We start from the raw sequence: 19,529 nt of genomic DNA, 5'->3' as shown, positions 1-19,529 counted from the left end.
ACTGAGGAGGACACACGACGTGAAACGAACACAAGCAGCCGCGTTGGCGGCCGCCGCATCCATCGTCCTGGCACTGCCTGGAACGGCCGCGGCCAGCACCGCTGACACGCACTGGGTCACCGGCTGGTCCGCCAGCCCGGTGGTCGGGTCCGCCATCCCCGGCTCCACCTGCCCGGCCGGCACCGGGCTGACCGACCAGACCGTGCGCAACGTGGTCTTCCTCAGCGCCGGCGGCGACCACGTGCGGGTCCGGTTGACCAACACCTTCGGCACCAAGCCACTGGCCGTCGACCACGCCTCGGTTGCGGTGCAGGGCAGCGGCGCCACCCCGGTTGCCGGCACCATGCGCGAGCTGACCTTCCACGGCCGGCGCACGTTGACCGTGCCGCCAGGCGTGCAGGAGTTCAGCGACCCGGTGCCGCTGCGCGTCACGGCGCTGTCCACGCTGCTTGTCAGCGCACACGTCGCCGGCACGACCGGACCGCTGACCAACCACCCGTTCACCGCCCAGGGCAACTACCTGGCCGGCGGTGACGCGACGCTCGCCGCGGACGCCGCCCGGTTCGGGGACACCCCGTGCTGGATGCTGGCCGACGGCGTGGACGTCACGCCGTCGGCCGCCGTGACCGGCACGGTGGTGGCGTTCGGCGACTCGATCACCGACACCGCGACCACCACCGGCAACGCCAACCGCCGCTGGCCGGACTTCCTGGCCCGGCGCTTGGCCGCGCTGCCCGGCCGCACCTTGTCGGTGGCCAACGCCGGCCTGGGCGGCAACCGCGTGCTCGCCGACCGCCCCGGCCAGCCCTACTACGGAGTGGCCGGGGTGACCCGGTTCCAGCGGGACGCCCTGGGAATCACCGGTGTGCGGACGGTGATCCTGCTGGAGGGCGTCAACGACATCGGCTACGACGCGTCCGCCGGGGACATCGTCGCCGGCTACCGCCGGATGATCGCCGCCGCGCACGCCGCGGGCGTCCGGATCGTCGGCGCGACCCTCACCCCGTTCGGCGGGTCGTTCCTGGACACCCCGGAGCACCGGCAGACCTGGCAGCGGCTCAACGACTGGATCCGGCACAGCGGGGCGTTCGACGGCGTTGTCGACTTCGCCGTCACCACCGCCGACCCGGCCGACCCGTTCCGCATGCGCCCCGCCTACGACTCCGGTGATCACCTGCACCCCGGCGACGCGGGCACCCGGGCGATGGCCGACACCGTCGACCTGACCACTCTGCTCGGCCGCTGACGTCCACCCACGGGAGAGGCTCGCGTCGCACCGGCCACGGCGGCGGTCACCAGCCTCTACTTCTGGCGATCTCCTCAGCGAGGTCGTCGACGGTACGGCCGTCGGTGTCGACGCGTATGTCTCCGATGCCGCTGCGTTCCAACGCCTCGGCCTGCGCCACCGCGGCCTGGTGGGCTCGATCGAGCGCGGCAGGGGGTTGCCCGCGCAGGTCGTCCCCTGCGACCGGTGGACCATCGCCCGCCCCGCGCCGGCGGATCCGCTCCAGCAACTGGTCGGGGCCCGCGTGTAGCCGGTAGAGCGCGACGGTCGCGGCAGGCAACGCCTCGGCGTAATGCCGTAGCTCGCCGGCCTGGCCGACCGAGCCGACCACGACCAGGCGGCGCGCTCCCTGTGCGTGGAAGTTCTGCCACACGGCAGCGAGGTTGGCGGCCTTGAGCCGGTGGTTGCCCGGGCCCAGCCCCGGCGCCGACCGGAGAAAGCCGATCTGCTGGAGGTCGACGAAACCGGTGACGTACCCGGCGCGCCACAACGACTGGGCCACTTCCCATCCGACGGTCGACTTGCCGACCGCCGTCGCGCCGCACAGCCAGAGGACTTCCCCGGGCGTGGGCTCCGGTTCCGGCCAGGGACCAGGCTGCCGGACCGGATGTGCCGGCCACCGGCCGCGGACGCTCGCGAGCACCTCGGCGGCGGTGAGCCTGGTGGTGTCCAGGCACGGGTACGGCAACCCGCTGCGGTCGAGCACGTCGGCCTCGCGCAACGCGAGTTCCCGCTGCTCGCCCGGGCGGGCCCGGGTCTCGAGGCGGCGGCGTAGTTCGGGTTGGTCGCAGCGCAGCCTCAGCACGCTGAGCGCGGCGTGCGGAAGGTGCTCGGTGTGGATGCCGCGTCGGGAGTTGATGTACCCCGACACGACGAGGCAACTGGCGCCCGCCGCCCGGAAGTTGGCCACCGCCCGGCCGAGGACGCGTGCTTCCAACAAGGTTCGGTCGGGGTCGGAGGGAATCGTCGGATAGCACATGCCCACCTGGTCGATATCGATGTGGCCGGCGCCAGGCAGGCCGGAGAACAGCTCCCAGGCGACGGTGGACTTGCCCACGCCCGGAGGGCCGCACAACCACAGCACCGGAAGGAGATCGGCCACGGCCGGAGAATCGCGCATCGTGACAGCCACCGGCAACCGGGTTTCCGGGCCACAGCACGCACTCGTCGGCGAACCGGGCCGTGCAGCCCGGCACGCTTGGAGGCCGGGATCGATCCCGGCCTCCAAGCGCGTCAGTCGTTGTCGTTGTACAGCGGACTCGGCCGGGTCACGCAGCCGAACGGGACGAAGCCCCAACCCAGGGCCGGATCCCGCACGACGGCGGCGCGGCCGTCCAAGGTGGTGAAGCGGTAGTACACGGTCGACGACGCCGGACCCGCAGCGTCCGCCCAGTGCCCGCCGTTGGCGCCGCCGGCGAAGTTCGTGCCGACGAAGTAGTTGTAGTACAGGGTGCACGACCCGGCCGGCACGGCGGTGCCGTCCTGCGCCACGTGCGCGGCGGCGTTGTAGTCCTTGCCGACGGTCATCCGGTGCGACAGCTGTGATTCCGTGTCGGACGAACACGAGTCCGCGACGGTGTCGATGGTCGGACCGAGCGAGCCGGGCATCACCCAGCCGCACATGTTCGGGTTGTAGCCACGGCCGTAGTGCCAGTTCGAGGAGGACGTGACCTCGTTGTCGAACGTGGTGCCCGGCATGGCCCGACCGACGTAGTAACCGCTGGGCTTGTTGACGATCCAGCTGCCGCCGCCGATGACCGGCTGGCCGGTCGAGGGCGAGTCGGCGGTGACGACGGTGTGCCGGATGCCGGCGTGCGCGGGGGCCGCGAGCGCCGAGGCGAGGCACAACGCCGCCGCGCCGCCGAGCAGCGCGCGCCTCATTCGGCGCACAGGTACTGGTTGGGCACGTACCCGCTCACGTTGTCGTAGTAGGAGGTGCCGTGGGCCCAGCCGCCCGGCGTCACCTCGTACACGACGAAGTGCGAGCCCGCCGGCAGGTTGTCGATCACCGGGCCGACCGGCTCGGTCCGCAGGTACACGTTCTGCACTCCGCACACGACCTTGACGGTCGGGGCCGCCTGCGCCGCCCCGGCCGTGCCCACCGCCGCGAGCCCGAGCACGGCCAGAACCACACCGATGCGCCTCACCACGACCCGTACCCCCCGATGCACTCGGTCCGCATCCAGCCGGTGGTGCTCGGCCCGATGTCCAGCGTGTCCAGCCAGCCGTTGTAGACCGGCGCCTTGGTCTGCACGGCGACCTTGTTGCCCTGGGTCAGCGTGTAGCCGGGATCCCCGCTGGTGGTGCCGTGCAGGCCGGGGTTGAAGCCGGTGTAGAGCGTCGCGGTCTGGCAGGTGACGACCGCGTGCACGTAGCCGGGCGGTAAGTCGGCGTGCGCGGCCGGGGCCAGGGTCAGCAGCGTGCCGGCGCAGATCCCGGCCGCCGCCGCCCATCGACGGAACGTCATCTCAACTCCCATCTACCGTCGTTTCAGATGACACGCCGACCGTAGCCCGTGTCATCTGAGATGACAAGAGGGGTAATCTGTGGCAATGCACCCGAGCCGGCCGTTCTACGGCATCGCGGAGATCGCCGACGCCCTCGGCCTGGCCCGCCAGCTGGTCACCGTGTGGCGCAAGCGCCGCAGCCACGGCATGCCCGAGCCGGACGCCGAACTGGCGTCCGGACCGATCTGGCAGGCCGCGACCGTGGAACCCTGGATCGAGCAGATGCGCGACCGGCTCGGCGCGGACACGGTGCCGAGCGCCTCACCGGAACTGGCCCGCCGCGCCGCCCGCCGGATGCTGCGCCTGGCCGTGCTGCTGCTGGAGGACACGCCGCGGGCCGGTCCGCTGGCCCGGGCGCTGCACGAGGCCCGGGAGCTGCTGCCGCAGGTGGCGGAGTGCGCGCCCGACGAGCTGGGCAAGGCGCTGCGGGAGCTGCTGGCCCCCGTCGACGGGCCGGCGCAGGACCCCGCCTCCCCCGATGACCAGCGGTCGCTGCGGGCCCGCGTGCTGGGCACTGTGCCGATCGTGTCGAGGGTCGTCGAACTGGTCACGTTCTGAGCGGTTACCACCGATCAAGGGGTGGGTATGTTGCGAGTCGTGACGTTGCCGGAGGTGCCCGGCTACGAGCTGGGGCAGCAGCTCGGCCAAGGCGGCATGGGCACGGTGTACGCGGCCCGCAGCACGTCGGACGGCTCGGAGTGGGCGGTCAAGGTCGTGCCCGCGAGCCGGGGCGTGCGCCTTCGGGCGGAGGCCGACCGCGTGGACCATCCCGGCGTCGTCCCCGTCGTCGCGCACGGGTCGCACGACGGCGTCGTCTGGTTCGCGATGCCGCTCGTCCACGGCTCCGACCTGCGCGAGCGGGTGCCGCTGCCGCCGGCCGAGGCGGCTGACGTGCTGGGCCAGGTCGCCGCCGCGGTGACCGCGGTGCACGACGCCGGCCTCGTGCACCGGGACATCAAGCCCGCCAACGTGTTGCTCGACGGCTCGCACGCGCTGGTCACCGACTTCGGCATCGCCGCGCCGCTGCCGGACGCCGGCACCGAGTCCGCCGACCTGAGCTGGACCTCCACCGACGAGCCGGACATGACCGGCACCCTCGCGTACATGCCGCCCGAGCAGTGGCGGGGAGACCCGCCGACGGTCCGGGGCGACGTCTACGCCCTCGGCGCCACCCTCTTCACGGCGATCACCGGGCGGTTGCCGTACGAACAGCGGTCCCTGCCCGAACTCGCCTACGCCGTCACCGCCGAACCACCGCCCCGCACCGGCGGGCCGTTCGACGGCGTCATCGCCGTCGCCATGGCCAAGGACCCGGCGGACCGCTACCCGTCCGCCGCGGCCTTCGCCGACGCCGTGCGGCGGGCCGCCGCGGGCGAGAAGATCCGGGTACCCAGATCGCCGAACCGGCGGCTGCTGGCCGCTGCCGGCCTTCTCGTGCTCCTCGTGCTGGCAGCCGCTTTGCTGTGGTGGCCGCGAGATTCCGACGCACAGGTCGTCACCCGCCTGGTCTGCGCCCAGGACAACCACATGTCCCTCCGCGACAGTCCGGCCGGCAAGGTCCAGCGCCACCTCCAGCACGGCGACCGGGTGGTCATCGACCGCAGCCGCGACCAGGGCGCCTGGTCCTTCGTGCACACCGACAACGGCGACTCCGGGTGGGTGCTCAACCAGTACCTCGGAGACTCCTGCTGACCGACCGTTCCGCGGTGGGCCGAACGTGTAGCGGGCCGGTGAACCGCCGGCCACCGCGCACACGGAACGACACAATGCGGCAGTGCTGAGATGGAGACGGCGTACGCCCGCTCGATCGGCGAACACCGTCGTCGGCGACGTGGTCGGAACCGTGATCCAGGCCGGCCACATCCAGGGCCCGGTGACCATCCACACCACCGAGACCGCGGCGGACGAGGCCGACGCGCTGGCCGAGGTGGTGCGCAGGCAATGGGCGGACGAAGCGGCGGTGCGGCTGCTGCGCCAGCCCGAACCGCTGCGGCTGCGGTGGTCGACCACCGGCCGTCCGGTGACCGGACGACCAGCGGCAGTGCTCGGCGCCGCCGTCGGGGGTCGGCCGCTTCGGCTGCGACTGCACGGGTTTCTCGAAGACGTCGTCGAACTCGTGGTGCGACTACCCCATCGGCAGCTGGTGGTGCTCGGCGAACCGGGCGCCGGCAAGACGGTGCTGGCGATCCTGCTGACCCTCGGGCTGCTCCAGCATCGTCGGCGCGCGGGTGGCCCGGTACCGGTGATGCTGGCGTTGGCGTCGTGGGATCCGGACGCCGAACATCTCGACACCTGGCTCAACCGCCGCCTGGTCGAGGAGTATCCGGCGTTGGGCGACGTCGCCGCCACACTCGTCGCCGCCGGGCGAGTGATGCCGATCCTCGACGGTTTGGACGAGATCTCCCACGCGCGGCACGCGGCTGCCATCGAGGCGCTCGACCGGGCCGGCGCCGGTGGTCGCCCGTTCGCCGTCACCTGCCGCAGTTCCGAGTACGAGGCCGCGGTCGCGGCTGGCGGCCGGGTCTTGGCCACGGCGGCGGTCGTGGAGATCGAACCCGTAGGCGTCGAGGATGCCATCGCGTTCCTCGCGGCCGGCACGGTGCCTGGTGACGGACGCTGGAATCCGGTGTACGCCCACCTGCGCGCTCACCCCCACGGCCCGCTGGCCGCGGCGTTGTCCACCCCGCTGGCGGTGTGGTTGGCCCGCAACGCCTACCTCCACCCCGACACGGACCCGGCCGACCTGGTCGGCTTCACCAGCGCCCATGCGATCGAGAACCATCTGCTGGACCGGCTGATCCCGTCCCTGTACCGGCGCGTTCCGCCCGGCCCGACGAGTCGAACGTCGCCGCGCTACGCCCCGGCCGATGCCCAGCGCTGGCTGACCTTCCTGGCCACGCACCTGCATCGTCAGCACACCCGGGACCTGGCGTGGTGGCAACTGCACCACGCTGTCCCGCCACCGGTCACCGGCACCATCTACGGACTCGGCGCCGGGCTGCTGACCGGCCTGGGCGTCGGGCTCGCCGGCGACGCGGCCGGACTGGCCGGCGGGCTCCCGTTGCTGATGACGGCGTTCATCGCGGCCCTGGTCCCCTCCGTCGTGTTCGGACTCATCGTCAGGTTCGCGTGGAGCGCACGGCACATCCCCGGGCGGACCGTCGTGCGGCTTTACGGCCGGCTGCGGCAACTCGCCCGCACGACGGGGAAACGGTTGCCGTTCGGTGGGTGCATCAGCGTCGTGGTGGTGTTGGCGACAACGTGGCTGACCGGGTTCGGCACTGCTTTGCTGCTCGGCGCCGGCAGCGGGTTCGCGGCAGCTGTCGTGGCGGCGGTCGCCGACTGGTCGACCGTCCCGGTCGACGAGCTGTCCGCCCCCAGCCCGGTCTCCGTCCTGCGCGCCGATCGGTCCGTGGCCCGAGTGCGGGCGCTGACCCAGGGCATCGGTCTGATGGCAGCGGTTGGTGTCCTGGTCGGCGTCGTCTTCGGTGACATCGCAGGCCTGGCTGCGGCAGCGGTGGCGGCATCGGCCGGGGCGCTGGCCGGCGGTTTCGACAGCGCATGGGGTCTGTTCCAGGTCGCACGCGCGTGGCTGGCCATGCGTGGGCAGCTGCCGCGGGACTGCATTCGCTTCCTGGAAGACGCCCACCGGCGTGGTGTGCTGCGCCAGGCGGGCGCTGTGTACCAGTTCCGGCACGCCCGTCTACAAGACCGTCTCGTCCACAACGGCGACTCCGACGGCGCTACTCCGAGTTGACGCGGCGAGCTGTGCTGAAGCGGCGCTGGTAGGCGGCGGGGCTGATGGACAGCTTGCGCGCGAACACCCGCCGCATGCTCTCGTAGCTGGGGAAACCGGCGCGGGCCGCGGCCTGGGTCGCGGTGTGTCCCTGGTCCAGCAACGCCCGGGCCATGTCGAAGCGGATGTTCTCCACGTACCGGGCCGGGGTGGTGGACAGCTCCTCGTGGAAGAGCCGAGTGAGGTGACGGGTGCTCAGGTTGAGGTGTTTCGCGAGTTCACCGAGCGAGTGGCTGGCCTGCGGGTTCGCGGTCACCAGGTCGGTGACGGTCCGCAGCGCCGGCGAGCGGGGCGGCGGCCCCTGCAGCGGAGCGGAGAACTGCGACTGGCCGCCGGAACGCTGCATGTACACCACCAGGGCACGGGCGACGTCACGGGTCAGGTCCGGCCCGTGGTCCTCTTCGACGAGCGCGAGCGCCAGATCGATGCCGGCGGTGATCCCGGCCGAGGTGTAGGTGTCGCCGTCACGGACGTAGATCGCGTCGGGTTCGACGCGGCACGTGGGGCACCGGCTGGCGAGCTCGCGGGTGGCCTTCCAGTGCGTGGTCGCCCGCTTGCCGGCGAGCAGGCCGGCGGCGGCGAGGATGAACGCGCCGGTGCAGATCGACGCGACGCGGCGGGCTTCGGCCGCCGGCACTCGTGCGGCTTCCGCCAGGTCGGGAGGCACCGGCGTGCGTGGGAAGAGGTCCGAGCCGGGCACCAGGTAGGTGTCCGGCGCGGGCTCGGCGGAGACGGCGCCGTCGACCGAGACGCTGAACCCGAGGTTCGACGTGACGTCCTGGCCGGTCGGCGACAGCAGCACGATCCGGTAGTCGGCGCCGAACCGGTTGGCCTCCTTGAACACCTCCGCCGGACCCGCGATGTCCAACAGGGTCACGCCGTCGTAGGCCAGGAACGCGACACGGAGCGGAGGCACAGCCATTGGTAGCACACAGTCACCGAAAAGCGGGGGAGCCGCCCCCGGCGCGGGTGACGCCACCAGTGGCGCAGCTCACCGCGGCGGTTTCGCCGTCCGGATTTGAGGGGTTCCTGGCCGGACGAAGGCAGCGCCGAGCACACGTCGGTCGGCAGCATGGTTGTCGGACACAGTCCGACAACGACAAGGGAAAGCGCGGAAGTCATGTCAGAGGTCATCGCGGGTGTGGAGGTTCCCGAGACCGCGGCGGTCGCCGAGGCGACCCGGCTCGTCCGGGAGACGACCAGCCCGCTCATCTACCACCACTCCCGCCGGGTTTTCTTCTTCGGCCAGATCCACGCCCGCCGGCTCGGCGTGCAACCGGATCCCGAACTGCTCTACCTGGCCGCCATGTTCCACGACACCGGTCTGGCGACGCCCTTTTCCGACGTGGTGCAGCGGTTCGAGGTCGACGGGGCCGACCACGGCCGGAAGTTCCTGCTCCAGCACGGGTTCTCCGCCGCGGCCGCGGACACCGTGTGGACGGCGATCGCGCTGCACACGACGCCGGGAATTCCCGGCCGAATGGGACCGGAGATCGCCGGCACGAATCTCGGCGTGCTGACCGACGTGGTCGGTTTCGGCCTTGACGGGCTGGACACCGAGCAGGTGTCCGAGATCCTCGCCGCGCACCCGCGGGGCGATTTCAAGAACGAGTTCCTGCGCACCTACTTCGAGGGGTTGAAGAACCGTCCGGAGACGACCGTCGGAACCGTCAACGCCGACGTTCTGGCGCACTTCATCCCCGATCTCCGGCTCACCTCCAGTGTCGAGCGCATCCTCGGCTCGCCCTGGCCGAGCTGACCGGAACTCGCGTCGAGGACACCGCGATGAATGGTGTGAGCCGCTTCGGACGAGGTGCTTCCTTCAGCCTGCTCGTCGTCGCCAACGTGCTGCTGATGGCGTCGACGAGCGCGCCTTCCCCGATCTATCCGCTGTACCTGCAGCGGTGGGGCTTCTCGGTGACGGTCCTGACGGTGGTCTTCGCCGTGTACGTGGCCGGGTTGGTCGGCGCCCTGCTGACGGTCGGCTCGCTGAGCGACCATCTCGGGCGCCGTCCGGTGCTGGTCGCGTCCCTGCTGGTGGCCGCGGCCGGCACGGCGGTCTTCTGGGCGGCCGACGGGGTCGTCCCGCTCGTCATCGCCCGAATCGTGCAGGGCATCGCCACCGGGACGGCGACGGGCGCACTCGCCGCCGGACTGGTCGAGTTCTCCCCCGAGGGCCGCCCGCACGCCGGGCCGACGATGACCGCCGTGGGCACGAGCTTCGGGCTGGCCGTCGGCGGCGGTGTGGCGGGGCTGCTCGTCCAGGTGGGCCCGCGTCCGGATGCGGCGATCTTCCCGGCGCTCACACTGGTGTTCGTGGTCCTCGCCGGCCTGGTCCTCGCGATCCCCGAGACGGCCGTCCGCCGTCCCGGCGGGCTGGCCGCGCTGCGCCCGAGAATGCGGGTTCCCACGAGACGCGGCCGGAGTTCTTCGCCGCGGTCCCGGCCATCGTCGCGGGGTGGTCCATCACCGGGCTGTTCCTCGCACTCGCGCCATCCCTGGTGCACGACGTCCTGCACGTGCGGTTCGGCGCCGCCGGCGGTCTCAGCATCACGGCGCTGTTCGTCGCCAACAGCGCGGGCGGACTGTGGGCGGGGCGGCAACCGGCGCTGCGCGCCACCTTGTCGGGAGCGATCCTGCTGACGCTGGGCGCGCTGGGGTTGGCCGCCGCCCTGGCCCTCGCCTCCCCGTCCGCCTTCATCGGCGGATCGATCATCTCCGGGCTGGGCGTCGGCCTCACGTTCAACGGAACGCTCCGCGCCATCAGCGCGGCCACCGCCGCGAAGTCGCGGTCGGAGGTCTTCTCCGCCGCCTACGTCGTCAGCTACGCGGCGCTGAGCCTGCCGTCACTCGCTGCCGGGCTGGCGGCTCCTTCGTGGGGGCTGGAGACCACGAGCTACCTGTACACCGCTTTCGTCGCGGCGCTGTCCTTGACCGCCGCCCTCCACGCCGGCCGTCGGCTCGCCGCGACACCGCTGACCGTTCGAGAAACCGTATGGAAGAGGAACCGACATGCAAGCCATCACCGTACGAGACCGTGACGCCGGTGTCGGCGGGCTGACCCTGACCGACCTGCCCTATCCGCACGCCGCCGAGAACGACGTCATCGTGCGTGTCCACGCCGCCGGCTTCACCCCCGGCGAGCTCGACTGGCCCGCCACCTGGACCGACCGGGCCGGCCGCGACCGCACGCCCAGCGTTCCCGGGCACGAACTGTCCGGCGTCGTCGTCGAGCTGGGCTACGGCACCACCGGCCTCACCGTCGGCCAACGGGTGTTCGGCCTCACCGACTGGGCCCGCAACGGCTCCCTGGCCGAGTACACCGCCGTCGAGGCCCGCAACCTCGCCCCGCTCGCCGCCGACATCGACCACACCGTGGCCGCGGCACTGCCGATCTCCGGCCTGACCGCGTGGCAAGGACTGTTCGACCACGCGCGGCTCACCACCGGCCAGACCGTCCTGATCCACGGCGCGGCCGGCAGTGTCGGATCGATCGCCGTCCAACTCGCCCGCGAGGTCGGTGCCCACGTGATCGGCACCGGCCGCGCCGCCGCCCGCGACGTCGTGCTCGGCCTTGGCGCACAGGCATTCCTGGACCTGGACACCGACTCATGGGAAAGCGTCGGCGAGGTCGACGTGGTCTTCGACGTCATCGGCGGCGACGTCCTCGAACGGTCGACCGCGTTGGTGCGTCCCGGCGGCACCCTCGTGACCATCGCCGCGCCACCGGCCGTGCAGCCCAAGAACGGGCGCGCCGTCTTCTTCGTCGTCGAACCCGACCGCGCGCAGCTTGTGACCCTGGCCCAGCGCCTGCGGGACGGTCGGCTCAAGCCCCTCGTCGGCGCCGTGCGCCCGCTCGCCGAGACCGCCGACGCGATGGCCCGCCGCCGCGGCCCCGGCCGAACGATCATCCAGGTCGCCCAGGACCGAGAACCGGAGCGTCCGTGATCGGCGCCGGCGACAACACCATCAGCACCTGACTACACCGGCAAGTTCAGCGCGGACGAGGGTCGTTGTGGAAGTAGGCGAGTTCCTGGACACGGTCCGCGATGCGCCAGCCGGTCGCGGTGCGGACGAAGCGGTCGACGTACCACAGGCCCACGAACAGCACGCGACCTCCGTCGAACACCATGGGGTTGTGGCACATGGTGCGACCGGTGGCGGCGTCCCCGTCCAGTTCGATCTTGCTGGCGGCCACCAGGTGCTGCGTGACGGTGAAGTGGGCCAGCGCCTTCACCAGGAATGCCTTGATCGTGGCGAGGTCGCCGCACGCGCCGCCGGTCGCCCGGAAGTCGATCGACGCGTCCGGGGTGAAGATCCGGTCGAGGGCGTCCCAGTCCCGCTTGTCGACCGCGTAGCTGTAGTCGACGAGCAGGTCCTGGATCTCCAGCCGATCCGACAGTTCCCGCAGCGACCTGGTCATCTCGCGACCTCCCGGACGGCCTCGCCACGCGCCACCGGAGCCGCAGCCGCTCGTCGTGAATATCGTATCAGCTTGTCACGATATTCACGGACGCCCGGGCGTCGAACTGTCCCGCAGTGCTGTCGCGATCGCGTGGAGCCGCCGAGGGCTGCCGCACCCGGCGAGCGGGGGCCAGGGCGGCCCGGCCTCCGCGGCCGGGCCGCCATGGGTGAAGCGGAACTGTCGCCAGCTGGAGCGCCGTCCTCGCGTCGGGCGATGGAGGCGGATTCCTTGTCGGTGCGGGCGCGCAGCGTGCCGAAGTCAGGCTGCCCGCCTCAGCTCGCCGGCGAGCTGCCACGTGCGCCGGCGGTCTTCCTCACGGGCGATGTCGGTGTAGGCGACGGTGATTTCGGTGGCGCCGGCCTCGATGTAGCGGCGTAGTCCGGCTGCGACCGTCGCCTCGTCGCCGATCAGCGCCAGGTCGACGGCGCGGTGTGCACCCTCCATGTCGCGGACGCGGCGGTAGGACGGGATCGAATCGTAGAAAGCCAGGTGGGCGATGGCTGCGGCTCTGGCCTGGTCGATGTCGTCGGTCACGATGGCTGGGACCGAGGCGATCACCCGTGGAGCGGGGCGGCCGGCGCGAGCGGCTGCTTCGGTTATCCGGGGGACGATGTGCTCCTCGATGGTCCGAGGCCCGGCCAGGAACGGCATCGTTCCGTCTGCCAGTTCGCCGGCCACGCGCAGCGCCTGAGGGCCCATGGCACCCACGATCAGCGGGATCTCCGGTTCGGCGCCGGCTACCGCGGTGGGCCCGACCGGGTGTGATGTCAGGGTTGCGCCCTCGTAGGGGGTGACGTCACCGGCCAGCAGCGGCCGGATGGCGCCAAGGTACTCGCGCAGGTGAGTGATCGGCGGCGGGTAGGGCAGGCCGTAGGCGTGCGTCAACAGGTCCGGCGCTCCGAGGCCGATGCCGAGTTGGAAGCGTCCGTGGGTGGCCGCTTGGGCTGTCTTGGCCGCGGATGCGAGGAGCTGCGGGTGCCGTGGATGCATGGGTACGACGGCGGTGCCCACTGAGATGCGGGGGACCTCGCGGCCCACGACGGCCGCGAGCACGACGGCGTCGTGTGTGGCCGGCTGGTTGAACCAGACCGCGTCGATCCCCAGGTGCTCGGCTTCCCGGCCCAGTTCGACGGCGCGGTCAACGACGTTCTTGAGGTTTTCTTCCGGGGCGAACGCGGGCATGGCTACTCCGACGCGCATGTGTTCCCCCTGGTCTCGGCGAGTGATGCGCTTGTCATTGCTGGACCTCCCGATGGGAATGTGCAGGTGATGGGATGAAGCGGCGCGCCCGCGGCCGCTCGGGCTTGCGGTGCGGCTGACGACCGTGCGCTTCCGGGTGTTCGCGGACGACCCCCGCGGACGTGTCGGCGAAGGTCGTGGACCGCCTCGCTGAGCGGTTGACGTCGGCGACGCGTCGGGGTTGAAGGCGTACGGCGAGCGGGACAGCACCCGGCCGGGAGGAGGCACAGCCGGGCAGGTGGCGTCTTCGCGGCTGTCAGGCGGGGGTGCGGATCGCTTCCGCTCCGGTGGCGGTGAGGGCGGCGGCGGAGGCGATCCAGCCGGACCCGCCAGTCACGAAGATACGCATGGGAGGCACCCCGAACCATCGATGTCAGTCACTGACATCAGACCCTAGCATCTGATGTCAGTGACTGCCATCTCGTAGGATCCGCGCATGGGCAGATGGGAGCCGAACGCGTGCGGACGCCTGGCGCAAGCGGCGTTGGAGCTCTTCGATGAGCGCGGCTACGAGCAGACCACGGTGGCGGAGATCGCCAAACGGGCGGGCCTCACCGAGCGGACCTACTTCCGGCACTACGCCGACAAGTGCGAGGTGATGTTCGGCAAATCCGGCGCATTGCAGGAGGAGTTCGCGACCGCGGTCGCCGAGGCACCGGCGTCCATGGCGCCGATCGACGCGATAGCGGCGGGACTTGAGGCGGTCTCCCAGATGTTCGCCGGCCGCCGCGAGCACCGACAGCGACAGGCCGTCATCGCGGCGAACGCGGAACTCCAGGAGCGCGAGCTGACCAAGTACGCCTCGATGTCGGCCGCGATCGCCGACGCCCTGCGCCGGCGCGGCGTTGCCGAACCGTCGGCAACCCTGACCGCCGAGGCGGGGATCGTCGTCTTCAAGGTCGGCTTCAGGCTCTGGCTCGCGGCCTCCGAGGAATGCGAGTTGTCCCAAATGATGCGGGAATCGCTGGAAGACCTGAGGGCCGTGACCGCGCCGCAGCGCTAGCCGCAGCAGGCCGACGTTGTCTTGCCGGCGTCGTCGGTGCAGCAGGCGGCGGTCAGCTCGGGGTCGACGCCGTAGGTCGCCGAATCACCCTTGACGACGTACACCTCCCATGGCTCCTGGCCGGGGCCGTGCACCCAAACCTTGTCCTGCACGGCGTAGCAGCAGGTCGTGTCGTTCTGCACGTCGGTGAACAACCCCAGCGCCGACAGCCGCTCGGTCGCCTCGCCGACCTGCTCGCTGGACTCGACCTCGACGCCGAGGTGATCCAGCACGGTCTGCTGGGCGGGCTCGCCCTCGATGAGCACGAGCTTCAGCGGCGGCTCGGCGATCGCGAAGTTGGCGTAGCCGGGCCGGAGCTTGGCCGGTTCGACGCCGAACAGCTTGGTGTAGAAGGCGATCGAGGCGTCCAGGTCGGCCACCCGCAGGGCCAGCTGCACACGGGACATGTCATCCTCCTTGGATAGACATCCATCGAATCAGGACGCTGGTTAGATTGCGCTCTAGATAGATGTCTGTCAACCTAGACGTATGCCGAAACAGCTGCCGCTGGTCGAGCAGACGTCACTGTGCTGCTCCCCGCTGATGCGCCGACCCCTGACCGAGGACCAGTCGGTCGAGCTGGCGCGGGTGTTCAAGGCACTGGGCGACCCGGTACGACTGCGACTGTTGTCGCTGATCGCCTCCCACGCCGGCGGCGAGGCGTGCGTGTGCGACCTGACCGACGCCTTCGACCTGACCGGGCCGACCATCTCCCATCACCTCAAGGTGTTGCGCGAGGCCGGGATCATCGACGGCGAGCGCCGCGGCACCTGGATCTACTACCGCGTGCTGCCCACCACGCTGCAGACGCTGTCGGCGGTGCTGATGGCCCCCGACCAGGCCGCCCCGGTCACCCCGTGACCGCCGTCGCCGACCGGGGCGTGGTCGCTCGGCTGTCCACCCTCGACCGGTTCCTGCCGGTGTGGATCCTGGCCGCGATGCTGCTCGGCCTCGGCGCCGGCCGCGTGATCCCCGGCCTGGGCGCGGCGATCGACGCCGTGCGGATGGACGGGATCTCACTGCCGATCGCGCTCGGCCTGCTGATCATGATGTACCCGGTGCTGGCCAAGGTCCGCTACGACCGGCTGGACACCGTCACCCGCGACCGCCGGCTCATGGCCGTCTCGCTGCTGCTGAACTGGGTGCTCGGCCCGGCACTGATGTTCACGCTCGCGTGGCTGCTGCTGCCGGACCTGCCGGAGTACCGAACGGGCCTGATCATCGTCGGGCTGGCCCGCTGCATCGCGATGGTCGTCATCTGGAACGACCTCGCGGACGGGGACCGCGAGGCCGCCGCCGTGCTGGTCGCGCTCAACTCCGTGTTCCAGGTGATCGCGTTCGCCGCGCTGGGCTGGTTCTACCTCGACGTGCTGCCCGGCTGGCTCGGCCTGCCACGGGCCGACCTGACCGTCTCGGCGTGGGCGATCGCCCGCTCTGTGCTGATCTTCCTCGGCATCCCGCTGGTGGCCGGGTACCTGACCCGCCGGCTCGGCGAGCGTGCCCGCGGCCGAGACTGGTACGAAACGCGGTTCCTGCCACGGATCGGCCCGGCCGCGCTGTACGGCCTGCTGTTCACCATCGTGGTGCTGTTCGCCTTGCAGGGCGACCAGATCACCCACCGTCCCGGCGACGTCGCCCGGATCGCGCTGCCACTGCTCGCGTACTTCGCGATCATGTGGGCCGGCTCGTTCGCCCTCGGCCGCGCCGTCGGCCTGCCGTACGAGCGCACGACCACGCTGGCGTTCACCGCCGCCGGCAACAACTTCGAGTTGGCCATCGCGGTGGCGATCGCCACCTTCGGCGCTACCAGCGGACAGGCTCTCGCCGGTGTGGTCGGCCCGCTCATCGAGGTGCCGGCGCTGGTGGCGCTGGTCTACGCGGCCCTGTGGGCACGACGCCTGTTCGGTCCCGTGCCGGCGACAAACCCATCCGTGGAGGAGTGACCGTGTCCGACAAGCCCGAGGTGCTGTTCGTCTGCGTGCACAACGCCGGCCGCTCGCAGATGGCCGCCGCACTGCTGGACCACCACGCCCACGGCCGCGTCACCGTCCGCTCGGCCGGCTCGGCGCCGGCCGACGCGATCAACCCGGCCGTGGTCGCCGTCATGGCCGAACTCGGCCTGGACCTGTCCAAGGAGTTCCCCAAGCCGTTGACCGACGACGCGGTGCGGGCGGCCGACGTGGTGATCACGATGGGCTGCGGCGACGCCTGCCCGGTCTACCCCGGCCGGCGTTACCTGGACTGGAAGCTGGACGACCCCGCCGGCCGGTCCGTCGAGGACGTGCGCCCGATCCGCGACGAGATCGACCGCCGCGTCGCCGAACTGCTCGCTGAGTTGGTCGCCGCCGACGCCTGAGCCGGCGCACACTGGCCAGCATGCTGGCCGACCAGATCGTCGTCGGCGGCCTGCCGGTCCCGGACGACAGGCCGGTGTTCCTCGCCGCGCTCGCCGTGCACGTGGCCGCCGGCGCGGGATGTGTGGTCGCGGGGGCGCTGGCGGCGCTGGCCCGCAAGCGACGCGGCCGCCATCCACGCGCCGGCATCGTCTACTACTGGGCGCTCGTCTGCTCCTTCGCCGCGCTCGTGGCGCTGGCCGTGCTGCGCTGGCCGCACGACGTCGACCTGCTGACGATCGGCACGGTCGCCGTCGTCGCCGGGACGGCCGGACTGGTCGCGCGCCGACGGCATCGCCCTGGCTGGTTCCGGATACACGGCACCGGCATGGCGGTCTCCTACATGGCGCTGTTGACCGGCTTCTACGTGGACAACGGGCCGAACCTGCCACTGTGGAACCTGCTGCCGCACATCACGTACTGGCTGCTGCCCGCCGTCGTCGGCGTGCCGCTGCTCCTGCGGGCTTTGCGGCGGGCTGGCCGACAACCCCCTTCATCGTCTATCGTCGATGAACGATGAAGGGGGTTTACCGATGCTCGACCGTCAGCTCGCCGAGACCTACGCCGGGTGGTTCCGCGCCCTCGCGGACGCCACCCGCGTGCAGATCCTGAACCTGCTCGCCGAGCAGGACCGGCCGATGACCGTCGGCGAGATCGTGGACCAGGTCCCGGTCGGGCAGTCCACGGTGTCCGCCCACCTGAAGATCCTGGCCGAAGTGCGGTTCGTGCTCGTCGAGCAGCGGGGAACCGCCCGCCTGTACCGGGTGAACCAGCGGTGCGTGGCGTGCTTCCCCAGCGCCGCCGACGTGGTGATGGGCAAGGCCCCGACCACCGTCGAGGCGGTGTGCTCATGACCGACATCGGCCCCGTGCAAGCCCGCTACACCGCCGCCGCGCACCGCCTCGCCGACGTCCCGCTCGACCAGGCCGGCCTCGGCTGCGGCAACCCCGTCGCGGTCGCCGACCTGAACCCCGGCGAGACCGTGCTCGACCTCGGCTCCGGCGCCGGGCTGGACGTGCTGGTCTCCGCCCGCCGCGTGGGGCCCGCCGGGCGGGTGATCGGCCTGGACATGACGCCGGAAATGCTCGACCTCGCCCGCCGGCACGCCGCCGAGCAGGCCGTCACCAACGTCGAGTTCCACCGCGGCCGGATCGAGGACATCCCGCTGCCGGACGGCTCCGTCGACGTGGTGATCTCCAACTGCGTGATCACCCTGTCCGCCGACAAGCCGCGTGTGTTCGCCGAGATCGCCCGCGTGCTGCGTCCCGGCGGCCGGATCGGGATCACCGACGTGCTGGCCGACTTCAGCCTCACCGACGCCGAACGCGCCGCCGGCGCCGACCGGGTCGAGTGCCTGACCAGCTCGCTGACCACTGACGACTATGTCGCCGCCCTGGCCACGGCCGGGCTCGCCGGCATCGAGGTGCACCGCACGCACCAGGTCGCCGACAAGCTGCACGCCGCGCTCATTCGCGCCGCGAAACCGTTGCGGCAGAACAGGAGCACGGTCGTCGTCGGCGTCATGAAGTCGGAGCACGCCGAGCAGGTGCTCGCCGTCTACCAAGCCGGACTCGACACCGGCAACGCCAGCTTCGAGACCATCGCGCCGAGTTGGGATCAGTGGGACCAAGCACACCTTGCCGCACACCGGTTCGTGGCCACCGACTCCACCGGCGCCGTGCTCGGGTGGATCGCCGCGACGCCGGTCTCCAGCCGCTGCGTGTACGCCGGCGTGCTGGAGCACAGCGTCTACGTCCACCCCGACCACCACGGCCGCGGCATCGGCACGGCCCTGCTCACCACGTACATCGCGGCCACCGAGGCAGCGGGGGTGTGGACGTTGCAGAGCGGGGTCTTCCCCGAGAACACCGAAAGCCTTGCGCTGCACCGGAATTCCGGTTTCCGGACCGTCGGCACTCGCGAGCGCATCGGCCGACACCACGGTGTGTGGCGCGACGTCGTGCTCATCGAACGCCGTAGCCATTCGTGCGGCCCGGTCTGACGGGTCCGGTTGCTCAGCAAGGGACAGTGGGTAACCGGCCGGCGGCGAACGCGCTCGGCGTCACGTGCATGATCTCGCGGAACTGGGCGACCATGTGCGACTGGTCGTAGTAACCGGCATCGCTGGCCAGCCGGGCCCAGGACGTCCGACGCAGTCCGGGGAGGACCGTTCGGATCCGGGCGAGCCGAACGAACTGCTTCGGCGGGATGCCGACGGCCGTGGTGAACACGTTGCGGAGATGGCGCTCGCTGACGCCGACACGTCGGGCCACCTCGTCGACCCGTGGGCGCGAATGGCCGCTGTTCGAGGACAGCGCGACCGACGCCCGCCGGACCAGATCCGCTGTTGCACTTCCCTGATCCTGCACGGCATCGACTCGGGCCGAGAGCGCGGCCGCCAGATGGTCGACAACGGCCGTCGGTTGGGAAGCGAGCCCGGCCAGTTCGTCGGCAAGTCGGGTGCCGAGCGGCCCCCACAGCTCGCCGAGTGGCACCACCTGGTCGGTGATCTCGTCGACGGACGTGCCGAGGAGTGTTCGAGCGGCGCCAGTCGTGATCCGGAACCGCACGCACACCGGGATGTCCTTGCCCTCGTGGTAGGCGGCGTGCGTGCGTGGGCCGACTACCAGCAAGGCGCTGTGCCCATCGGCCGTTGTGCGCCACACGAGCGTGGTGGCCGGGTCTGGCACGTGGACCAACGGGCACGGGTCGCTGTCCGCGCGGTACGACGCGAGGTCGATGCGGTCCATCCAGAGCCGGAGAGCGTCGGGGACCGGCAGTTGTCGGCTCGCGTTCACGGCA

At 71.3% G+C, this 19,529-nt stretch carries 24 protein-coding genes; 15 read left to right on the top strand and 9 right to left on the bottom strand.

Annotated features, from left to right (window positions below; genetic code table 11):
- Window positions 1-19: 19 nt before the first annotated feature.
- Window positions 20-1,246 carry an SGNH/GDSL hydrolase family protein gene (locus tag BJ998_RS36345; RefSeq protein WP_312890490.1) on the top strand — a complete coding sequence of 409 codons (1,227 nt, stop codon included), beginning with the start codon at window positions 20-22 and terminating at the stop codon, window positions 1,244-1,246.
- A gap of 46 nt (window positions 1,247-1,292) precedes the next feature.
- Here BJ998_RS36345 and BJ998_RS36340 read toward each other — a convergent pair whose 3' ends face one another.
- From BJ998_RS36340 to BJ998_RS36325, 4 genes are all read right to left on the bottom strand, one after another.
- A complete protein-coding gene (locus BJ998_RS36340; protein ID WP_221338244.1) occupies window positions 1,293-2,387 on the bottom strand; it encodes an ATP-binding protein in 1,095 nt (364 codons plus the stop codon).
- Window positions 2,388-2,518: 131 nt separating this feature from the next.
- On the bottom strand, window positions 2,519-3,166 hold the full coding sequence (locus BJ998_RS36335) for a hypothetical protein (protein WP_184867817.1): 648 nt from the start codon (window positions 3,164-3,166) through the stop codon (window positions 2,519-2,521).
- Window positions 3,163-3,435, bottom strand: coding sequence for an SH3 domain-containing protein (locus tag BJ998_RS36330; protein ID WP_184867816.1), 273 nt, complete (start codon window positions 3,433-3,435; stop codon window positions 3,163-3,165). Before BJ998_RS36330 ends, BJ998_RS36335 begins: the two co-directional genes overlap by 4 nt.
- A complete protein-coding gene (locus tag BJ998_RS36325; protein ID WP_184867815.1) occupies window positions 3,429-3,752 on the bottom strand; it encodes a hypothetical protein in 324 nt (107 codons plus the stop codon). The genes BJ998_RS36330 and BJ998_RS36325 overlap by 7 nt, the downstream gene beginning before the upstream one ends.
- Before the next feature lie 85 nt (window positions 3,753-3,837).
- On the opposite strand from BJ998_RS36325, the gene BJ998_RS36320 reads away from it, so the two are divergent.
- From BJ998_RS36320 to BJ998_RS36310, 3 genes are all read left to right on the top strand, one after another.
- Complete coding sequence (locus BJ998_RS36320) at window positions 3,838-4,350, top strand: hypothetical protein (protein ID WP_184867814.1); 513 nt, start codon at window positions 3,838-3,840, stop codon at window positions 4,348-4,350.
- A 39-nt stretch (window positions 4,351-4,389) separates the two neighbouring features.
- Window positions 4,390-5,484 (top strand): serine/threonine-protein kinase, encoded by a 1,095-nt coding sequence (locus BJ998_RS36315; protein ID WP_184867813.1) that lies wholly within the window; start codon window positions 4,390-4,392, stop codon window positions 5,482-5,484.
- Between the two features lie 82 nt (window positions 5,485-5,566).
- Window positions 5,567-7,549, top strand: a complete 1,983-nt coding sequence (locus tag BJ998_RS36310) for an NACHT domain-containing protein (RefSeq protein ID WP_184867812.1) — start codon at window positions 5,567-5,569, stop codon at window positions 7,547-7,549.
- On the opposite strand, the gene BJ998_RS36305 is transcribed toward BJ998_RS36310, so the two are convergent.
- Window positions 7,536-8,510: a GlxA family transcriptional regulator gene (locus BJ998_RS36305; RefSeq protein WP_184867811.1), complete on the bottom strand. Its 975-nt coding sequence runs from the start codon at window positions 8,508-8,510 to the stop codon at window positions 7,536-7,538. The genes BJ998_RS36310 and BJ998_RS36305 overlap by 14 nt on opposite strands.
- A gap of 198 nt (window positions 8,511-8,708) precedes the next feature.
- Here BJ998_RS36305 and BJ998_RS36300 point away from each other — a divergent pair, with 198 nt between their 5' ends.
- The 4 genes from BJ998_RS36300 to BJ998_RS36285 are packed head-to-tail and all read left to right on the top strand — an operon-like array spanning window position 8,709 to window position 11,536.
- Window positions 8,709-9,347 (top strand): HD domain-containing protein, encoded by a 639-nt coding sequence (locus BJ998_RS36300; protein ID WP_184867810.1) that lies wholly within the window; start codon window positions 8,709-8,711, stop codon window positions 9,345-9,347.
- A gap of 26 nt (window positions 9,348-9,373) precedes the next feature.
- On the top strand, window positions 9,374-10,231 hold the full coding sequence (locus BJ998_RS36295) for an MFS transporter (protein WP_184867809.1): 858 nt from the start codon (window positions 9,374-9,376) through the stop codon (window positions 10,229-10,231).
- The gene (locus BJ998_RS36290; protein WP_184867808.1) at window positions 10,210-10,629 is read left to right on the top strand and encodes a hypothetical protein; all 420 of its coding nucleotides are present in this window, start codon (window positions 10,210-10,212) and stop codon (window positions 10,627-10,629) included. Before BJ998_RS36295 ends, BJ998_RS36290 begins: the two co-directional genes overlap by 22 nt.
- Entirely contained in the window at window positions 10,601-11,536 is a 936-nt protein-coding gene (locus BJ998_RS36285) for an NADP-dependent oxidoreductase (RefSeq protein ID WP_184867807.1), read from the top strand. The genes BJ998_RS36290 and BJ998_RS36285 overlap by 29 nt, the downstream gene beginning before the upstream one ends.
- A gap of 46 nt (window positions 11,537-11,582) precedes the next feature.
- Here BJ998_RS36285 and BJ998_RS36280 read toward each other — a convergent pair whose 3' ends face one another.
- Both BJ998_RS36280 and BJ998_RS36275 read right to left on the bottom strand, forming a co-directional pair.
- A complete protein-coding gene (locus BJ998_RS36280; RefSeq protein ID WP_184867806.1) occupies window positions 11,583-12,011 on the bottom strand; it encodes a nuclear transport factor 2 family protein in 429 nt (142 codons plus the stop codon).
- 300 nt (window positions 12,012-12,311) lie between these two features.
- Complete coding sequence (locus BJ998_RS36275) at window positions 12,312-13,253, bottom strand: TIGR03564 family F420-dependent LLM class oxidoreductase (RefSeq protein ID WP_184867805.1); 942 nt, start codon at window positions 13,251-13,253, stop codon at window positions 12,312-12,314.
- 475 nt (window positions 13,254-13,728) lie between these two features.
- Here BJ998_RS36275 and BJ998_RS36270 point away from each other — a divergent pair, with 475 nt between their 5' ends.
- Window positions 13,729-14,295, top strand: coding sequence for a TetR/AcrR family transcriptional regulator (locus BJ998_RS36270; RefSeq protein ID WP_184867804.1), 567 nt, complete (start codon window positions 13,729-13,731; stop codon window positions 14,293-14,295).
- Here BJ998_RS36270 and BJ998_RS36265 read toward each other — a convergent pair.
- Window positions 14,292-14,741: an ArsI/CadI family heavy metal resistance metalloenzyme gene (locus tag BJ998_RS36265; RefSeq protein WP_184867803.1), complete on the bottom strand. Its 450-nt coding sequence runs from the start codon at window positions 14,739-14,741 to the stop codon at window positions 14,292-14,294. The genes BJ998_RS36270 and BJ998_RS36265 overlap by 4 nt on opposite strands.
- An 82-nt stretch (window positions 14,742-14,823) precedes the next feature.
- Here BJ998_RS36265 and BJ998_RS36260 point away from each other — a divergent pair, with 82 nt between their 5' ends.
- The 6 genes from BJ998_RS36260 to BJ998_RS47920 are packed head-to-tail and all read left to right on the top strand — an operon-like array spanning window position 14,824 to window position 18,729.
- Window positions 14,824-15,195: an ArsR/SmtB family transcription factor gene (locus tag BJ998_RS36260; protein ID WP_184867802.1), complete on the top strand. Its 372-nt coding sequence runs from the start codon at window positions 14,824-14,826 to the stop codon at window positions 15,193-15,195.
- Complete coding sequence (arsB, locus tag BJ998_RS36255) at window positions 15,192-16,277, top strand: ACR3 family arsenite efflux transporter (protein ID WP_184867801.1); 1,086 nt, start codon at window positions 15,192-15,194, stop codon at window positions 16,275-16,277. Before BJ998_RS36260 ends, arsB begins: the two co-directional genes overlap by 4 nt.
- A 2-nt stretch (window positions 16,278-16,279) precedes the next feature.
- On the top strand, window positions 16,280-16,690 hold the full coding sequence (locus BJ998_RS36250) for an arsenate reductase ArsC (RefSeq protein WP_184867800.1): 411 nt from the start codon (window positions 16,280-16,282) through the stop codon (window positions 16,688-16,690).
- A 20-nt stretch (window positions 16,691-16,710) separates the two neighbouring features.
- Window positions 16,711-17,247: a DUF2306 domain-containing protein gene (locus tag BJ998_RS36245; protein ID WP_184867799.1), complete on the top strand. Its 537-nt coding sequence runs from the start codon at window positions 16,711-16,713 to the stop codon at window positions 17,245-17,247.
- A gap of 13 nt (window positions 17,248-17,260) precedes the next feature.
- Window positions 17,261-17,581, top strand: a complete 321-nt coding sequence (locus BJ998_RS36240) for an ArsR/SmtB family transcription factor (RefSeq protein ID WP_221338243.1) — start codon at window positions 17,261-17,263, stop codon at window positions 17,579-17,581.
- Complete coding sequence (locus BJ998_RS47920) at window positions 17,578-18,729, top strand: GNAT family N-acetyltransferase (protein WP_184867797.1); 1,152 nt, start codon at window positions 17,578-17,580, stop codon at window positions 18,727-18,729. Before BJ998_RS36240 ends, BJ998_RS47920 begins: the two co-directional genes overlap by 4 nt.
- Window positions 18,730-18,742: 13 nt before the next feature.
- On the opposite strand, the gene BJ998_RS36230 is transcribed toward BJ998_RS47920, so the two are convergent.
- Window positions 18,743-19,525, bottom strand: a complete 783-nt coding sequence (locus BJ998_RS36230; RefSeq protein WP_184867796.1) for a helix-turn-helix domain-containing protein — start codon at window positions 19,523-19,525, stop codon at window positions 18,743-18,745.
- Window positions 19,526-19,529 lie beyond the last annotated feature (4 nt).

The sequence above is a fragment of the Kutzneria kofuensis genome (genome assembly GCF_014203355.1).
In the GTDB taxonomy this organism is placed as follows: Bacteria; Actinomycetota; Actinomycetes; order Mycobacteriales; family Pseudonocardiaceae; genus Kutzneria; species Kutzneria kofuensis.
Note: the sequence above shows the minus strand (reverse complement) of the source record. Positions and strands in the feature narration are given on the sequence as shown.

What these genes read in the sequence shown, in the direction of transcription:
- BJ998_RS36260 (WP_184867802.1), top strand. Translation starts at nt 14,824, where the DNA reads ATGCCGAAACAGCTGCCGCTGGTCGAGCAGACGTCACTGTGCTGCTCC.
- BJ998_RS36325 (WP_184867815.1), bottom strand. Translation starts at nt 3,752, where the DNA reads ATGACGTTCCGTCGATGGGCGGCGGCGGCCGGGATCTGCGCCGGCACG.
- BJ998_RS47920 (WP_184867797.1), top strand. Translation starts at nt 17,578, where the DNA reads ATGACCGACATCGGCCCCGTGCAAGCCCGCTACACCGCCGCCGCGCAC.
- BJ998_RS36270 (WP_184867804.1), top strand. Translation starts at nt 13,729, where the DNA reads ATGGGCAGATGGGAGCCGAACGCGTGCGGACGCCTGGCGCAAGCGGCG.
- BJ998_RS36265 (WP_184867803.1), bottom strand. Translation starts at nt 14,741, where the DNA reads ATGTCCCGTGTGCAGCTGGCCCTGCGGGTGGCCGACCTGGACGCCTCG.
- BJ998_RS36275 (WP_184867805.1), bottom strand. Translation starts at nt 13,253, where the DNA reads ATGCGCGTCGGAGTAGCCATGCCCGCGTTCGCCCCGGAAGAAAACCTC.
- BJ998_RS36300 (WP_184867810.1), top strand. Translation starts at nt 8,709, where the DNA reads ATGTCAGAGGTCATCGCGGGTGTGGAGGTTCCCGAGACCGCGGCGGTC.
- BJ998_RS36320 (WP_184867814.1), top strand. Translation starts at nt 3,838, where the DNA reads ATGCACCCGAGCCGGCCGTTCTACGGCATCGCGGAGATCGCCGACGCC.
- BJ998_RS36295 (WP_184867809.1), top strand. Translation starts at nt 9,374, where the DNA reads ATGAATGGTGTGAGCCGCTTCGGACGAGGTGCTTCCTTCAGCCTGCTC.
- BJ998_RS36285 (WP_184867807.1), top strand. Translation starts at nt 10,601, where the DNA reads ATGCAAGCCATCACCGTACGAGACCGTGACGCCGGTGTCGGCGGGCTG.
- BJ998_RS36280 (WP_184867806.1), bottom strand. Translation starts at nt 12,011, where the DNA reads ATGACCAGGTCGCTGCGGGAACTGTCGGATCGGCTGGAGATCCAGGAC.
- BJ998_RS36305 (WP_184867811.1), bottom strand. Translation starts at nt 8,510, where the DNA reads ATGGCTGTGCCTCCGCTCCGTGTCGCGTTCCTGGCCTACGACGGCGTG.
- BJ998_RS36240 (WP_221338243.1), top strand. Translation starts at nt 17,261, where the DNA reads ATGCTCGACCGTCAGCTCGCCGAGACCTACGCCGGGTGGTTCCGCGCC.
- BJ998_RS36335 (WP_184867817.1), bottom strand. Translation starts at nt 3,166, where the DNA reads ATGAGGCGCGCGCTGCTCGGCGGCGCGGCGGCGTTGTGCCTCGCCTCG.
- BJ998_RS36245 (WP_184867799.1), top strand. Translation starts at nt 16,711, where the DNA reads ATGCTGGCCGACCAGATCGTCGTCGGCGGCCTGCCGGTCCCGGACGAC.